Annotated in this window: 15 protein-coding genes; 10 read left to right on the plus strand and 5 right to left on the minus strand. The window is 62.6% G+C overall.

Going from position 1 to position 16266, the window contains the following annotated elements:
• The first annotated feature begins 5 nt into the window (after positions 1 to 5).
• From lysS to G8767_RS28915, 6 genes are all read left to right on the plus strand, one after another.
• Entirely contained in the window at positions 6 to 1517 is a 1512-nt protein-coding gene (gene lysS / locus G8767_RS28890; RefSeq protein ID WP_095970837.1) for a lysine--tRNA ligase, read from the plus strand.
• A 406-nt stretch (positions 1518 to 1923) separates the two neighbouring features.
• Entirely contained in the window at positions 1924 to 2262 is a 339-nt protein-coding gene (locus G8767_RS28895; RefSeq protein ID WP_166813291.1) for an Lsr2 family protein, read from the plus strand.
• Between the two features lie 150 nt (positions 2263 to 2412).
• Positions 2413 to 3309, plus strand: a complete 897-nt coding sequence (locus G8767_RS28900) for an alpha/beta fold hydrolase (protein WP_166813293.1) — start codon at positions 2413 to 2415, stop codon at positions 3307 to 3309.
• A gap of 38 nt (positions 3310 to 3347) precedes the next feature.
• On the plus strand, positions 3348 to 4205 hold the full coding sequence (locus G8767_RS28905; protein ID WP_095970839.1) for an alpha/beta fold hydrolase: 858 nt from the start codon (positions 3348 to 3350) through the stop codon (positions 4203 to 4205).
• A gap of 297 nt (positions 4206 to 4502) precedes the next feature.
• Entirely contained in the window at positions 4503 to 7046 is a 2544-nt protein-coding gene (locus G8767_RS28910) for an ATP-dependent Clp protease ATP-binding subunit (protein ID WP_166813256.1), read from the plus strand.
• A 78-nt stretch (positions 7047 to 7124) separates the two neighbouring features.
• On the plus strand, positions 7125 to 7604 hold the full coding sequence (locus G8767_RS28915) for a nucleoside deaminase (RefSeq protein WP_124568958.1): 480 nt from the start codon (positions 7125 to 7127) through the stop codon (positions 7602 to 7604).
• A gap of 56 nt (positions 7605 to 7660) precedes the next feature.
• Here G8767_RS28915 and fadD5 read toward each other — a convergent pair whose 3' ends face one another.
• The 3 genes from fadD5 to G8767_RS28930 all read right to left on the minus strand — a co-directional run bounded on the left by fadD5 (position 7661) and on the right by G8767_RS28930 (position 11110).
• The gene (gene fadD5, locus G8767_RS28920; RefSeq protein WP_166813258.1) at positions 7661 to 9250 is read right to left on the minus strand and encodes a fatty-acid--CoA ligase FadD5; all 1590 of its coding nucleotides are present in this window, start codon (positions 9248 to 9250) and stop codon (positions 7661 to 7663) included.
• Between the two features lie 94 nt (positions 9251 to 9344).
• Positions 9345 to 10124 (minus strand): enoyl-CoA hydratase, encoded by a 780-nt coding sequence (locus tag G8767_RS28925; RefSeq protein WP_166813260.1) that lies wholly within the window; start codon positions 10122 to 10124, stop codon positions 9345 to 9347.
• A complete protein-coding gene (locus tag G8767_RS28930) occupies positions 10121 to 11110 on the minus strand; it encodes a nitronate monooxygenase family protein (RefSeq protein ID WP_166813262.1) in 990 nt (329 codons plus the stop codon). Before G8767_RS28930 ends, G8767_RS28925 begins: the two co-directional genes overlap by 4 nt.
• Before the next feature lie 340 nt (positions 11111 to 11450).
• Between G8767_RS28930 and G8767_RS28935 the strand changes: the two genes are divergently transcribed.
• Together G8767_RS28935 and G8767_RS28940 are read left to right on the plus strand one after the other, a co-directional pair.
• Positions 11451 to 12674: a TetR/AcrR family transcriptional regulator gene (locus G8767_RS28935; RefSeq protein WP_166813264.1), complete on the plus strand. Its 1224-nt coding sequence runs from the start codon at positions 11451 to 11453 to the stop codon at positions 12672 to 12674.
• A gap of 98 nt (positions 12675 to 12772) precedes the next feature.
• Positions 12773 to 13207, plus strand: coding sequence for an OsmC family protein (locus tag G8767_RS28940; RefSeq protein WP_095970844.1), 435 nt, complete (start codon positions 12773 to 12775; stop codon positions 13205 to 13207).
• Here the strand turns inward: G8767_RS28940 and G8767_RS28945 are convergent.
• Together G8767_RS28945 and G8767_RS28950 are read right to left on the minus strand one after the other, a co-directional pair.
• Positions 13182 to 13664: a hypothetical protein gene (locus G8767_RS28945; RefSeq protein WP_166813266.1), complete on the minus strand. Its 483-nt coding sequence runs from the start codon at positions 13662 to 13664 to the stop codon at positions 13182 to 13184. The two genes, G8767_RS28940 and G8767_RS28945, sit on opposite strands and share 26 nt — an antisense overlap.
• Entirely contained in the window at positions 13661 to 14176 is a 516-nt protein-coding gene (locus tag G8767_RS28950) for a DUF4352 domain-containing protein (RefSeq protein WP_166813269.1), read from the minus strand. The genes G8767_RS28945 and G8767_RS28950 overlap by 4 nt, the downstream gene beginning before the upstream one ends.
• A gap of 24 nt (positions 14177 to 14200) precedes the next feature.
• Here G8767_RS28950 and G8767_RS28955 point away from each other — a divergent pair, with 24 nt between their 5' ends.
• Together G8767_RS28955 and G8767_RS28960 are read left to right on the plus strand one after the other, a co-directional pair.
• A complete protein-coding gene (locus G8767_RS28955; protein WP_166813271.1) occupies positions 14201 to 15556 on the plus strand; it encodes a histidine kinase in 1356 nt (451 codons plus the stop codon).
• Between the two features lie 48 nt (positions 15557 to 15604).
• A complete protein-coding gene (locus tag G8767_RS28960) occupies positions 15605 to 16258 on the plus strand; it encodes a response regulator transcription factor (RefSeq protein WP_095970848.1) in 654 nt (217 codons plus the stop codon).
• The last annotated feature ends 8 nt before the right edge of the window (positions 16259 to 16266 follow it).

Below are 16266 nucleotides of genomic sequence, written 5' to 3' on the forward strand. Positions count from 1 at the left end.
ACCCCGTGAGTGATGTAGAAGCCCAGCCAGTCGACGACACCCCCGAGCAGCTCCGTATCCGGCGCGAAAAGCGTGAACGGATCCTCGCGCAGGGGCAGGAGGCGTACCCGGTTTCGGTCGATCGCACCCACACGCTTGCGCAGATCCGCGCGGAGTACCCGGAACTCGAGCCGGACACGGCGACTGGTGTGCTGGTCGGCGTCGTCGGCCGCGTCATCTTCATGCGCAACACCGGCAAGCTGTGCTTCGCGACTCTGCAAGAGGGCGACGGCACCCAGCTGCAGGCCATGATCAGCCTCGCCGGTGTCGGCGAAGAGGCACTGGCTGCCTGGAAGTCCGACGTCGACCTCGGTGACTTCGTCTTCATCCACGGCGAGGTCATCAGCTCCCGTCGCGGCGAGCTCAGCGTGATGGCCGACGCCTGGCAGATCGCATCCAAGTCGCTGCGCCCCCTGCCGGTTGCGCACAAGGAAATGAGCGAAGAGTCCCGGGTGCGTCAGCGCTACGCGGATCTGATCGTTCGCCCCGAGGCTCGTGACAACGCCCGCAAGCGCGTCGCTGTCGTCCGCGCGCTGCGCAATGCTCTCGAGAGCCGCGGCTTCCTCGAGGTCGAGACGCCGATGCTGCAGACGCTGCACGGCGGCGCGGCAGCTCGCCCGTTCGTCACGCACTCGAACGCCCTCGACATCGACCTGTACCTGCGTATCGCGCCGGAACTGTTTCTCAAGCGTTGTGTCGTCGGCGGCATCGAGAAGGTCTTCGAGATCAACCGCAACTTCCGCAACGAGGGCGTCGACTCCACCCACTCTCCCGAGTTCGCGATGCTCGAGACGTACGAGGCCTACGGCACGTACGACGATTCCGCGAAGATGATTCGTGAGCTCGTCCAGGAAGTTGCGCAGGAAGCGTTCGGCACGCAGGTCCTCACCCTCGCCGACGGTACCGAGTACGACGTCAGCGGCGAGTGGCAGGTTCTCGAGATGTACCCGTCGTTGTCGGCGGCCATCGGCACCGAGGTCACCCCGGATACGACGGTCGACGAGCTTCTTGCTTTGGCGGAGAAGGTCGGCCTCGAGATTCCCAAGGACAAGGGTTATGGCCACGGCAAGCTCGTCGAGGAACTGTGGGAGCACCAGTGCGGCGATCAGCTGTACGTGCCGACGTTCGTCCGCGACTTCCCGGTCGAGACGTCGCCCCTGACCCGAGATCACCGCAGCAAGAAGGGTGTCACCGAGAAGTGGGACCTGTACATCCGCGGATTCGAGTTGGCGACCGGCTACTCCGAACTTGTCGACCCGGTCATCCAGCGTGAGCGTTTTGTCGACCAGGCGCGCCTCGCGTCGGCCGGCGACGACGAAGCGATGGTGCTGGACGAGGAGTTCCTCGCCGCGATGGAACAGGGCATGCCGCCGACCACCGGCACCGGCATGGGAATCGATCGACTGCTGATGGCTTTGACGGGTCTCGGTATTCGCGAGACGATCCTCTTCCCGATCGTCCGTCCGTCCGCTCGCTAGATTCACTTCGATCAGGGTTCGGCCGCACACGTTGCGGCCGAACCTTTTTCAGTTGGGGCGCTCCCGAGGGATTCGATTTGTTCCCGACGATATTCGCCCGCCGCCGCTCTGAGCGGTGACGGAGTTCTGCCGTAGCTTCGGGCTCTGCGCGTTCAGCGCATCGTAGTTCCCGATTCGAAGTGGGACTCGGAAGAGGTGTTTTCTCGCGCAGTCTTCTGTCATGATCCCCCCGCTGCATGCATTCCCCAATGCGTCGCAAGGAGCGTATCGGCACTGTCCTTGTCGCAAGACAAGTCGACTGGCATACCCGGCGGCGATCAGTCCCAATCATCCGGACGAGCCAAGACAGGACGTTTGTCCAGGTGCTATTGTCGCTGCTTATCGAAGGATCTGGGGAGGAATGGTCGTGGTGAAAAAGGTTGTCGTCACGATGGTTGACGATCTGGACAAGAAATCGCCCGCTGACGAAACTGTCGAGTTTTCCGTCGACGGAGTTGCGTACGAAATCGATCTCACCGCCGCCAACGCCGCGGAACTGCGCGATGCACTGAAAAAGTGGATTCCCCATGCGAGAAAGTCGAATTCCGCAAAATCGGCCAACGGATCGGTGGCCAAGTCTCGCCCAGTTGCCGACCGCGATCAGAGTGCCGCCATCCGCGAATGGGCCAAGGGTGCCGGCTTCGAGATTTCGGCCCGCGGTCGTATTTCGACCGAGGTGCGCCGAGCCTACGAAAAGGCCGTCTGAAATGGATCGCGAATGGATTCGGGCGCATTTTGCCGAAACGGATTGATAACGCGTTCTAGTTTGTTAGCGTCTGCACGGTTCGCATCTCTCGTAGAGGAGTCGGTCGTGCGCAGAATCAGGTTGTTCGGGGGAGCGGTTCTTGCCGCGGTGATGCTCATCGGGTTCAGTTCCGTGGCGTCGGCTCAGGCTCCGTTGCCCGTGCCCAATGCATTCCTCGCGGGAGTTCCTCAGGAGTTGGGAAATCCTGGCGGTTCAGCTCCCGGATCCAATGACTTTTCGTGTAAACCGACTGCCGAACATCCCAATCCGGTTGTGCTCGTTCACGGAACGGGTGGAAACAGGCAGACCAACTGGGCCACCTATGCGCCGTTGCTCACCAACGAGGGCTACTGCGTCTTCGCGCTGACGTACGGCAACTTCCCCGAGCAGCCATGGCCGTTGTCGGCCATCGGTGGAATGCAGGAAATTCCCTCCAGCGCAGCACAATTGTCGAAATTCGTCGATCAAGTACTGGGCGCCACGGGCGCAACGTCGGTAGATCTGATCGGACATTCGCAGGGCACCATCATCAACGGGTACTACGCGAAGTTCCTCGGCGGTGCCGACAAAGTGGACAACATCGTCTCGGTGGCGTCGCTGTGGAAGGGAACGCTCGGAAACGAGCAGGCAAGTATCGGCCGCAGCCTTCGCGAACTCGGAGTATCCGAGGCAGCGCAGGCCGGATTCCCGATCTGCAAGGCGTGTCTGAACATGGGGGCCGGTTCGGAGTTCATCGAAAATCTCCGTGCGGGAGGCGTTTACGCGCCGGGCGTTCACTACACGAACATCACGACGCGCTACGACGAACTGGTGCTGCCGTACACAAACGGACTGGAGCCCGGGCCCAACGCCACCAACATCGTCGTCCAGGACGGTTGTGAGCAAGACATCTCCGATCACCTCGCCATCGCGGCATCGCTGCGCGCTGCGACTTTTGCTCTCAATGCACTCGACCCCGCGCACCAGCGGCCGGTACCGTGCAACTCGGTATTGCCCGTCGTGGGTTGAGCAACATGTGGAGGCCTTCGGTGGGGATTCGAACATGCGTGGGCGCTCTCGCTCTGGCCGGAGCCGTAGCTGCGACCGCCACACCGCTTGCGTCGGCGAACGAACCTCTTCCCGTTCCGTTCGGTTTCTTCAGTGGAATCGCCCTCGAAGCGACCAACCCGGGCGGATCGGCCCCCGGCACCAACGACTTCTCGTGCAGGCCTTCCGCTGCTCATCCTGATCCCGTCGTTCTGGTGCACGGGACGGCGGCCAACCGTCAGACAAATTGGGGCGTACTCGCACCCGTGCTGGCCAACGAGGGGTACTGCGTTTTCGCGCTCACCTTCGGGAATCGAACGGACCAGCCGTGGCCGATTTCCGCAGCCGGCGGCCTCGCACCACTCGGAGACAGCGCAGGGCAGTTGGCGGAGTTCGTCGACCAAGTCCTTACCGCGACCGGTAGCTCGAAGGTGGACCTGATCGGACACTCCCAAGGGACGACGGTCAGTGCGTACTACGCCAAGTTCCTCGGCGGCGACGCGAAGGTTTCCAAGATCGTCTCCATCGCTCCGTTGTGGGACGGCTCGGAGGTCGGCCCTCCGGAAGGCGTCGGCGGACCGGATTTCGACAACGCCACCTTCGTGACCGAACTGCGCGACGCGGGCGTCTACTCCGATGACGTCGAGTACACCAACATCGTGACCCGATTCGATCAAGTAGTCGTTCCGTACAGCAGCGGAATACTGGCCGCGTCGAATGCGTCGAACATAGTTGTTCAGGACGGCTGCGAACAGGACCTGTCGGATCACATCGCGTTGGTGGCGTCGGCGCGAACGGCGACTCTGACGCTCAACGCGCTGGATCCGTCGAATCCGCGTGAGGTGCCGTGCACTCGGGTACTCCCGATATTCGGCTGATCAGGCGTCGAAAATCGCTGTTCGCTTCAGGCGTACAGGAACCGGGAAACGATTCCCTCAGCTGCGACGTTGTGAACGGTAAGCAGTCCGGCTTCCGCCGCCAATCGGGTGGAGGAGCAGCAGGTGGACTTCGCGCCCTCTAGAGTAATAAGTGGGGTCGTGCAACCTTTGTCGATTCGTGGACGTCAGTCCGCTGACCGGCGAGGCGATCAGTCTGTAGTGCCGGAGCGAAACGCGGCGACCAGGGACGAGACATCCGGTCTCGAACCTGCCCGCCGGAGAGTGTGAGGGAGAGCGATGTTCGAGAGGTTCACCGATCGCGCGCGGCGCGTTGTTGTCCTGGCTCAAGAAGAAGCCAGGATGCTCAACCACAACTACATCGGCACGGAGCACATCCTTCTCGGCCTCATTCACGAGGGCGAAGGTGTTGCAGCCAAGTCGTTGGAGTCGTTGGGTATCTCCCTCGAGGGAGTCCGCAGCCAGGTCGAGGAGATCATCGGCCAGGGCCAGCAGGCTCCGTCCGGTCACATCCCCTTCACACCGCGCGCCAAGAAAGTCCTCGAGCTGAGTCTGCGCGAAGCGCTGCAGCTCGGACACAACTACATCGGTACGGAGCACATCCTGCTCGGTCTCATCCGTGAGGGTGAGGGCGTGGCAGCCCAGGTTCTGGTCAAGCTCGGTGCCGATCTCAACCGCGTCCGCCAGCAGGTCATCCAGCTGCTGTCGGGCTACCAGGGCAAGGAGCCCACCGAAACCGGTGGCACCCGCGGAGAGGCCGGCACGCCGTCCACCTCGCTCGTGCTCGACCAGTTCGGTCGCAACCTGACGCAAGCTGCCCTCGAAGGCAAGCTGGACCCGGTCATCGGCCGCTCGAAGGAAATCGAGCGCGTCATGCAGGTTCTCTCGCGTCGTACCAAGAACAACCCGGTTCTCATCGGTGAACCCGGTGTCGGTAAGACCGCTGTGGTCGAGGGCTTGGCTCAGGCAATCGTCAACGGCGAGGTTCCCGAGACCCTCAAGGACAAGCAGCTGTACACGCTCGACCTCGGGTCGCTCGTGGCCGGCAGCCGTTACCGCGGTGACTTCGAAGAGCGCCTGAAGAAGGTTCTCAAGGAGATCAACACCCGCGGCGACATCATCCTGTTCATCGACGAGCTGCACACCCTCGTGGGTGCGGGCGCGGCCGAGGGCGCTATCGACGCGGCCTCCATCCTCAAGCCCAAGCTCGCCCGTGGTGAGCTGCAGACCATCGGTGCCACCACTCTCGACGAGTACCGCAAGTACATCGAGAAGGATGCCGCTCTCGAGCGTCGTTTCCAGCCCGTCCAGGTGGGCGAGCCGACCGTCGAGCACACCATCGAGATCCTCAAGGGTCTTCGTGACCGCTACGAGGCTCACCACCGTGTGTCCATCACGGACGGTGCTCTGGTGGCAGCGGCGACGCTGGCCGACCGCTACATCAACGACCGCTTCTTGCCGGACAAGGCGATCGACCTCATCGACGAGGCGGGCGCGCGAATGCGCATCCGTCGGATGACTGCACCGCCGGACCTGCGCGAATTCGACGATCGCATCGCCGACGCGCGTCGCGAGAAGGAGTCCGCGATCGATGCGCAGGACTTCGAGAAGGCCGCGAACCTGCGTGACAAGGAGAAGACCCTCGTTGCTCAGCGCGCTGAGCGTGAGAAGCAGTGGCGTGCGGGCGACCTGGACGTCATCGCCGAGGTCGACGACGAGCAGATCGCCGAGGTTCTGGGCAACTGGACCGGCATCCCCGTCTTCAAGCTCACCGAGGAGGAGACCACTCGTCTGCTCCGCATGGAAGAGGAACTGCACAAGCGGATCATCGGCCAGGAAGAGGCAGTCAAGTCCGTCTCGAAGGCGATCCGTCGTACGCGTGCAGGTCTGAAGGATCCCAAGCGTCCCTCGGGCTCGTTCATCTTCGCCGGCCCGTCCGGTGTCGGTAAGACCGAGCTCGCGAAGTCGCTCGCCAACTTCCTGTTCGGTGACGACGACGCTCTGATCCAGATCGACATGGGCGAGTTCCACGACCGCTTCACCGCTTCGCGTCTGTTCGGTGCCCCTCCCGGGTACGTCGGATACGAAGAGGGCGGCCAGCTCACCGAGAAGGTGCGCCGCAAGCCGTTCAGCGTTGTGCTGTTCGACGAGATCGAGAAGGCACACCAGGAGATCTACAACACCCTCCTGCAGGTGCTCGAGGACGGCCGTCTCACCGACGGTCAGGGACGTACCGTCGACTTCAAGAACACGGTGCTGATCTTCACGTCCAACCTCGGTACGTCGGACATCTCCAAGGCAGTCGGCCTGGGCTTCAGCTCGGGAACGGGCACGGAGTCGAACTACGAGCGCATGAAGCTCAAGGTTCACGACGAGCTGAAGAAGCACTTCCGTCCCGAGTTCTTGAACCGTATCGACGACATCGTCGTCTTCCATCAGCTCACGAACGAGCAGATCGTTCAGATGGTCGACCTGATGCTCGCTCGCGTCGAGGCGGCACTCAAGAACAAGGACATGGCCATGGAGGTCACCGACAAGGCCAAGTCGCTTCTGGCCAAGCGCGGATTCGATCCGGTACTGGGTGCACGACCGCTGCGTCGCACCATCCAGCGCGAGATCGAGGACCAGATGTCCGAGAAGATCCTCTTCGGAGAGATCGGACCGGGTCACATCGTGCTCGTCGACGTCGAGAACTGGGACGGCGAAGGCTCGGGCGAGGACGCGAAGTTCTCGTTCACGCCTACCAAGAAGCCGATCGACGTGCCGGACGCACCGCCGATCGAGCTGACCAAGGCCGGCGAAAGCGAAAGCGCAGCCGAGTAGTACAGCAGAGCAAGTAACGAAACGGGCGGCACCTCACCGGTGCCGCCCGTTTCGTGTATCACGGGAGAGGGCGTACACATGAACGACATCGAACTGGGTCACCTGCGTCGTTGCGTCGAATTGGCAACGGAAGCATTGGATGCCGGCGACGAACCTTTCGGTTCCGTCCTGGCCGCGGCCGACGGAACCTTTCTGGCGGAGGATCGAAACAGAATCGCGGGCGGCGACAACACACGTCACCCCGAATTCGAGCTGGCGCGGTGGGCAGCTCAGTACCTGACGCCGGAAGAGCGTTCGACGGCAACGGTATTCACCTCGGGTGAGCACTGCGCGATGTGTTCGGCAGCGCACGCGTGGGTGGGACTGGGACGGATCGTCTACATCTGCTCTTCGGCCCAACTCGGCGACTGGCTCGCGGAGTGGGGTGTGGCTCCGGCGCCGGTGAAGTCTCTGTCCGTCAACGAGGTTGCGCCGAACATCCCGGTCGAAGGTCCGGTTCCGGAGTTGGTTCCACAGGTACGAGAACTGCATCGGAAGTTGCATTCGCAGAGCACGTGAAGGACGCACACGAACGGGCGGCACCTCGCTGGAGGTGCCGCCCGTTTCATGTCGAGTCAGGAAACGGCGTCGACTGCTCGAACCTTCTCTCGCAGTTCACCCTTGACGACCTTGCCGCTTGCGTTGCGTGGGAGCGCTTCCACGACGACGATGTCCTTCGGGTGCTTGTAGCGCGCGAGACGATCGTTGAGGAAGACGCTCAGCTCTTCGATGGTCAGGTCAACGGCTGAACCCGGCGCCATTGCGACGATCGCGACCGGCACCTCACCCCACTTGGCGTCGGGGCGACCGACGACGGCCGCTTCGACGATCAATTCGTGTTCGTAGAGAACGTTTTCCACCTCGGCGCAGTAGATGTTCTCGCCGCCGGAGATGATCATGTCCTTCTTGCGGTCGACGACGTAGACGAAGCCTTCGTCGTCGACTCGAACGAGATCGCCGGAGTGGAACCATCCACCGTGGAAGGCGTCTGCGGTGGCGGTGGGGTTGTTCCAGTACTCGCTCATCATCGTGGGTCCGCGGTAGACGATTTCGCCGATTTCGCCGGGTGCCACGTCGTCCATGTTCTCGTCGACCACCCTGGCGGAGATGGTCGGAATGACCCGACCGACCGATCCGAGCTTACGAATTGCATCTTCGCCGTCGAGAACGCAAGTGATGGGCGACATCTCGGTCTGACCGAAGACCGCGACATTGAATGCGTCGGGGAAGGTTTCGGCCATTGCCCGCAGGATCGTATCGGACGACGGCGCGGCACCCCACGAGATGTTCTTCAGCGACAGTACTCGAGGTTGTGCCTTTTGAACTGCGCACACGGCCTGCCATTGCACAGGCACGAGGAACAGGCTGGTGACCTTCTCGGCTTCGAGAATGTCGAGTAGTTGGCCCGGGTCGAATGCGCCGACCGGGTGGATCACCGTGGTCGTGCCGAGTTGCAGGCTCGGTGCGATGGAGCCGAGGGCTGCGATGTGGAACATGGGCGACGCGCAGAAACCGATGGAATCGGCGTTGAACAGGTGGAAGGCTCGGATACAGGTCAATGCTTGCGACGACAGGTTCGAGTGGGAGAGTACCGAACCTTTGGGGCGACCGGTGGTTCCCGAGGTGTACATGATGAGGGCCGCAGTGTCGTCCGGGATGTCGACGAACGCGTGCTGCTCACCCTCTTCGCTGATCAGGTCCTCGTAATTCAGGCTGTTACCCTCGGCGGCGGCGCCCACGGTGATGGAAATGTCGATCCCCTCGGATGCGGCGCGAGCCGCGCTGGCCAGCGGAGCCAAGGGGCCTTCGGCGACAATGACTTTGGAGCCGGAGTCGTTGACGAGATAAGCGACCTCGGGTGGCGTCAGACGGAAGTTCACCGGAACAGCGATTGCGCCCAGCGCGTTGGTCGCGAGCACGACCTCGAGGTATTCCGGGCGGTTGAGCATCAGGATGAGCACGCGGTCGCCGAAGCTGACACCGCGTCGAGCAAGGGCGTCTGCCAGCTTCTCGACGCGCGTGTCGAGAGTGCTCCAGGTGATGGAATTGCCCAAAAATCGCAGCGCGGTGCGATCGGGAATCATCTGCGCATGCCTGGCGATCTGATTGTTCCAGTTGGTGCGGCGTGAACGCTGCGCCTCGGAGACTGCATCGGTGGAGGCCATCGATGGGTTCCTCTCATGCGTGGGTGATTGTGTGACTCAGGCTACAGTGAGCCGTCGATGTGCACAGGGGTTTTGTTAACGAAAATTCGCAGGATTACTTGTACTGCGGTGCGCGCTTCTGAAGCATCGCCGTCGCGCCTTCTTTGAAATCGTCACCGGTGAGAAGTTCTGCCTGCCCGATATTTTCGAGCTCCAACGCGGCGTCGAGGCGATCCAACGTAGCCGCATTGAGCGCTCTTTTGGTGAGTTCGAGGGCACGGCGGGGAGCCTTGGACGTTCGATCGGCGATCGACTGGATGTGTGTGGCGAAATCTTCGTCGGAGACGGTGCGGGACACGAGCCCGAAACGCTCTGCGTCGTCGGCGGAGACCCGCTCACCCAGCAACGCCATCTCGGCCGCGCGGGCCCGTCCGATCGCTGCCGGTACCAGCGCACTGGCGCCGCCGTCGGGCATCAGGCCGATGTTGACGAACGAGAGGAGGAAGTACGCGCTCGATGCTGCGTACGTCAGATCCGCAGCCAGCGCGATGGACACTCCGACGCCGGCGGCGGGGCCGTTGACCGCGGCGATCACCGGGACCGGGGCGCTGGTGACGGCGCGAATCAGCGAAGTCGCCGCATCCATGACGACCTTCGGGTCTGCGGGGTTGACCGCAGCGGCGGCGAGGTCGGCGCCGGTGCAGAACGCTCGACCGGAGCCGGTGATGACGATGGTACGAACTGCCGGGTCTGCGCCGCCGTCTCGGACTGCGGCGGCGAAAGCGCTCATCGTGGGCAGGTCGATCGCGTTCATCCGCTTGGGGCGGTCGAAAGTCAATCGCAGTACACCGTCGGTGATCTCGGAGCGGAAGCCCGTCTCGGCGGTGGCGGTCATGCCGCACTCACCGCGGTGACGAATCCGGAAAGCCGTGAGGTGATGATGTGTTCGGCCTCCGAGACCATGCGGTCGATCATGTCGGAAACCGTCGGGATGTCGTTGATCAGGCCTTGACTCTGGCCGGCGGACCAGATGCCCGCGTCGAGATCGCCGTCTTCGAAGACCTTGCGTCCGCGCGCTCCGGCCACCAGATGCTGAATGTCACTGAACTGTGCGTCGCCGCGTGCCTCGATGTCGACGACTTCGGCACTGATCGCATTCGCGGCCACGCGTGCGGTGTTGTGGAGGGTCCGGAAGATCAGCTTGGTGTCGCGTTCGGTGTTGGCGACAATCTGTTCTTTGACCGATTGCGCTACAGGGGATTCCACGGTGCACATGAATCGAGTTCCCATGTTGACGCCGTCCGCGCCCAGCGCGAGGGCGGCGACGAGTCCACGAGAATCTGCGATTCCGCCCGAGGCGATCACGGGAATCGTGAGTTGCTGCGTGGCAGCCGGAATCAGAATCAGCCCCGGTATGTCGTCCTCGCCGGGGTGCCCGGCGCATTCGAATCCGTCGATGCTGACGGCGTCGACGCCCAGTCTCTCGGCCTTGATCGCGTGACGAACTGCAGTGCACTTGTGGATCACCTTCACACCTGCGTCTTTGAAATGTGGAAGGTGATCGATCGGATTCGAACCGGCCGTCTCGACGATCTTGATTCCGGATTCGATGATCGCCTGGCGATATTCGGCGTACGGCGGTGGCGTGATCGACGGCAGAATAGTGAGATTGACACCGAAGGGCTTGTCCGTGAGATCGCGAGTGCGAGCAATTTCCTTGACGAGGTCTTCCGGTGTGGGCTGGGTGAGACCCGTCAGGAACCCGAGGGCACCGGAATTTGCCGTGGCCGCAACAAGTTCTGCGCGCCCTACCCACATCATGCCGCCCTGCACGATGGGGTGGTCTACGCCGAACATTTCGGTGAAGCGAGTGCGAATCATGTGCTCACAACTACTTTCTTACGGTCGGTCAATCGGCATCGAACCCTGTTGTGGGCAAGGAAAAACTCCGTGCGACAAGGAACGAGCCCGCCAGCGGACTACGTGCAAGACTGTGCGAATCGTCACTAACATAACACCGGTGTGAGAGCGGGTGTCAAGACTCTTTTTCCGGAATCCGTCCGGCGCGACAGCTGCGTTGTAGGGTTTCGGGTGAAGCTGTACCGGGCGCGAATTGCGACCTTCGTGACGGTTAACATGATCCGTTCGGACTCACGCCTGTAGAAGTGCGGTGCAGCGGACAAAGGCAGTGCAAGAGAAAGCAACGGAAGTGGAGGGTCAGGTGCCCGGACAGACACGCGTCTCCGTGCGTGGCAGCGACCCCGCACCACGGACGCGTCCGAAGAATCGGAAGGCGCAAATTGCGGCCGCTGCTGCGGAAGCATTCAGCGAACGTGGCTACCACGCGGTGGGTATCGACGAGATCGCAGCGAAGGTCGGAATCTCCGGGCCTGCCCTCTATCGTCATTTCCCTACGAAATACGCGCTGTTCGTCTACACCGTGAACAACCTGACTCAGGCGTTGTTGGATGCCAGCGATCCCGCGGTACACGGAAACGACGATCCACGCGAGCAGTTGAACTCCACGATGGTGGGTGTCATTCGCGCGACGATCGAGAATCGGCGTAGGGGAGGTCTCTACCGTTGGGAGGGGCGCTACCTGGTCGACGAGGATCGTGAGCAGTTGCGGGTGGGAATGCGCACGCTCAATCTTCGGATTGCCGAGCCGCTGGCCGCAGTTCGCCCGGAACTCGACCCGGCGGATGTGGAGCTCATCGCACCCGCTGTGCTCAGCGTGATCGCCAGTATCACCGGGCATCGATCGGCGTTGTCCGCCAAGCAGATCGAAGCGCTGATCCTGGCGGCATGCTGGTCCGTCGTCGGCGTCGAACTGCCGGTCGGTGTGGAAGGCGGCGCGGGGGCGGCGGCGTCCGAACGCAAAACCGGCCTCGTGCGGACGTCGAAACGTGAAGTGCTGCTTCAGGAAGCAGTCCTGCTGTTCTATCAGCGCGGGTATCACGACGTGAGCATCGAGGAGATCGGCGCCGCGGCGGGTATCAACGCGTCGAGTGTGTATCGGCACTTCGCGAGCAAGGCCGACCTACTGGCTGCGGCCTTCCACCGAGCGTCCGATCGTCTGACGATGACGTTGGGTTCGGCGTTGGCGGAATCCGAGACTCCTCTCGCAGCCGTCGAGACGTTGGCGAAGATGTACGTCGAGGTTTCGTTCGGAACCAGTGAACTGTTGGCCGTGTACTTTGCCGAGATCGGCAGCTTGCCGGATCGATCACGGACCGAGTTGCGCAACATTCAGCGTTTGAACGTCGAGGAATGGGCGCACCTGTGCGTCGAGGCACGGCCGGAGTTGACGATCGTCCAAGCGCGTTTCCTCGTCCACGCGGCGCTCGGGCTTGTCTTCGACATCGGCAGAATCGTGCACTTTTCCTCGGAGAACTCCGCACAGGCCCGCGTCGAGAAACTGCTGTCCGCGACGCTCCTCGGGTAGTCCCGTCCGAAACAGTAGGTGTGACGTCACGTATCGCGGGTAGGTTCGTGATCGCAAGGCGTTCACCGAATCATGTGAAGACGGAAGTAGGGACAGCAATGCCAACTCGTACCGCACGCACCGCCTGGAACGGCACCCTCGAGGCCGGATCGGGGCAGGTGGAACTCACCAGCTCGGGCGTCGCGACCTTCGACGTGTCGTTCCCCAAGCGCGCAGCTGAGGAGGCCGGCGGAACCACCAGCCCCGAGGAGCTCATCGCCGCAGCACATTCCTCCTGCTACGCGATGCAGTTGTCGGCCCTGATCGCCGAGGCCGGCGGAACCCCGCAGAGCCTGGACATCACCGCGGACGTGTCGCTCGGACCCGACACGGTCGGCTTCAAGCTCACCGGAATCAAGCTCACCGTTCGCGCCGAGGTCGACGGCCTCGACGCCGACGGCTTCGCCGAGGTCGCCCAGGCGGCCAAGGAAACCTGCCCGGTCAGCAAGGCACTGACCGGCGTCGACATCACGTTGGATGCGGCCCTGGACTGATCAACTCGTGCTCGGGCGCCCCCTCCGGCGCCCGAGTGCGGTTGTGTGTGATGACCAGGTAGCTCGCGAACAGTATCGGGAGCACCCACAGGTCCGATGGATCGCGATAGACCAGGATCGGCAAGAGATCTCCGCGGAATCCTCCTGCGGTCAGGCGGAGAAACCCGATCACCCACTCGTACGCGTCACCGATCGGCGGGACCACCTTCACCGCGGCGAAGCCGATACCCGTGACCGCGATGGACCAGGCGATCGCTGCTCGCCCCACCAGGTTTCGCCTGAGCACCTCGAAAGCCGAGAGCAGAAGCAGGGGAAACAGGAACACGCCGGCGACGTCGGACAGCTTGCCCGTCACCATGTTCCCGAAGGCGCCTTTGAGTGCGTGGTCGTTGATCAGAATGATCGCCACCGAAACCAGCGCCCACGGACTCAGCAGCAGATCGCCCGGACGGTTCACGACAGGTTGATCGTTGCCGAGCCGGACGAGAACAGATCGCACTTGAACTGAAGGCGCAGGCCGGTGGCGGCCTCGGGGACCTCGTAGGCCAGTTCGCCTCGCTTGGCAGCGCCCGGTGCTAGTTCTCCGTCGACACTCGACGTGCTGCTGTCGGTGAACGTGATGTTGTACGACTTGTTCGCCGAGTCCTGCAATTCGAAGCACATCATCGACGAGACAGTCGACGGCTTGTCACTGTTGTTGGTGACCTCGGTGTCGACCACCACGTAACGGTTTCCGGGATCAGCGGTGATGAACTGATTGGTCGAGACGTAAGGATCGACGACGCCGTGTACCTGTACGCGCCAGTCGCCCAGCTCGACGACGTCACCGATGCCGAAAGCAGCCGCAGGAGCGGTGGACGAACCGTTGTCGTCGACCTTCTTCGCTTCGTCTGTTTCGCCCGAGGCGATGGTTGCGAACAAGGCTGCGCCGACGGCGAGGAGGGCGAGGGGAGTGCGGAGTGATCGCATGATGTGCGCCTTTCGAGAGTTGGTATGGCACAAGTCAACGATGTGAGGACTGCTCACCGCTTCAGCCGAAAGATCGGTCCGCCTCATCCTTTCGGTCGGAACCTGGCGGTCCGTCCACCCGTTCGGCTGATTCGAGGCGTCGGTGGCGGTCGATACGCTTGCTCGGTGATCACCACCCAAGGAACTGTTGTGCGACGGCGCGTATGGACCACCACCGCCGTCGCGTTCAGCCTTTTCTGTTCCTTCATGACGGTGGGCATCGCCGGTTCGTCGGGAAACATGCCACCGGTGCTGGTCGGGATCGGGTTCGTCCTGGGCGTGGCGGGCGGGGTATCGCTCGTCTGGCGCCATCAGCATCCTTGGGTGGTTCTGGCGATCACTCTGGTCGGGCCGCTGTTCTTTCCCACTGATGCAACGGCGGCGCTCATCGCGTTGTTCGCCGTTGCCCGGATCGCACGTGGGCCTCGGCTTGCTGCCGCTGCGGCAGCTGTCTTCGTCGTGTGCGGAATTTCGTTGACCTACGACGCTTTTCGAAATCGTGAGTACTCCGTTCTCACGATGGGCACCATGAAACCCAAGGACGGTTCGGCAGTCGTTCAATACGACGTCGGCATTTGGATCCCGTGGCTCGTCGCGGCCGTCATGGTCGGCATCGTCGTGGCGCTCTCTCTCCTGATCCGGACCAGGACCGAACTCGTCGAGGCCGAGCACGTACGGGATCTGGCCACCGAGAAAACCGACGTGATGCGCGACGAGATGATTCGCACCGAGGAACGAACGCGGATCGCTCGCGACATGCACGATACGATCGCCGCCAGCTTGAGCCGGATTTCGTTGTTCGCCGGCGGGCTGCAGGTGAGCGCGGCAGACAATCCCGAGAAGGTCGTCAACACGGCTGCGATGATCAGAACGACCGCGCACGAGGCTTTGGACGAATTGAAGGGAATCGTCGGAGTGCTCAGAGGAAATGGTGATCGTCGCGAACACGGTGGGCATCAAGGGATCGACGCGATCGGCGATCTGGTCAACAGTGCCCGCGCCGCCGGCATTCACTGCCGCCTCGAATCCGAGTTGCTCCCGGGTGACGTCGGAATGTTGGCGGGGCACGTCTGCTATCGCGTCGTGCAGGAGTCACTGACCAATGTCCAGAAATACGCGAGCGACCAGATGCTCGTCATTTCGGTGACCGGGTCGCCGCACGACGGAATCCGCATCCTCGCACGCAACAAGCTCAGCGAGCTTGCACCCATGACGTCGATCGGTTCGCGATCAGGTCTACGCGGACTGGCCGAACAGGCGCGAGAGATCGGCGGCAAGGTCGAGGCCGGCGCGTTGGGGGACGATTTCCTCGTCAGTTGCTGGGTGCCCTGGTCGTCGTAGCCCGCCCACCCTCTTACTGTCGGGGGCTCTGGGTAATCTGAGCGCACTATGGACGCTGACTCGCGCATCACAGTTTTGATCGTCGACAACGACGCCTGGGTTCGGCGCGGAATGAAGGACATCCTGGAAGCAGCGCCGGACATCGTGGTGGTTGCCGAGGCAGAAGACGGCGATCAGGTCGCAGCCAAGGTCACGCGTTTTCGTCCGCACGTTGTGTTGATGGATCTGAAGATGGCGCGGGTCGGCGGCCTGGAGGCCACCCGAGAATTGATGACCATGAGCAATCCGCCGAAGGTCATTGCGATGACAGCCTTCGACGTCGACGACATGGTCGTGCAGGCCGTCGAGGCGGGCGCGCACAGTTTCCTGAGCAAGGACGCGGCTCCACAGGCGTTCCAGCAGGCAGTACGAGTGGTGGCGTCCGACCACTCGTTGTTCAGCTGCGATTCTCTGCGCGCCATCGTGGCCTCGACGCCGCGTCGGCAAGCCCCCGATCAGACTCCCCTCGCGTCGCTCACCGAACGCGAGCGTGAAGTGCTGGCAATCCTGGCGACAGGCGCGGCCAACAGCGTCATCGCGGAGCGGCTGTACCTCGGTGAGACCACCGTCAAGACGCACATCTCTTCACTGTTCGCCAAGCTCGGCGTGCCCAACCGGGTGGGTGCGTCGTTGATCGCGTTCCGGTGTGGCCTGGTCACGTGACTCGGGAC

Origin of the sequence: Rhodococcus sp. IC4_135 (assembly GCF_011602025.1) — a bacterium.
GTDB lineage: Bacteria > Actinomycetota > Actinomycetes > Mycobacteriales > Mycobacteriaceae > Rhodococcus_F > Rhodococcus_F baikonurensis.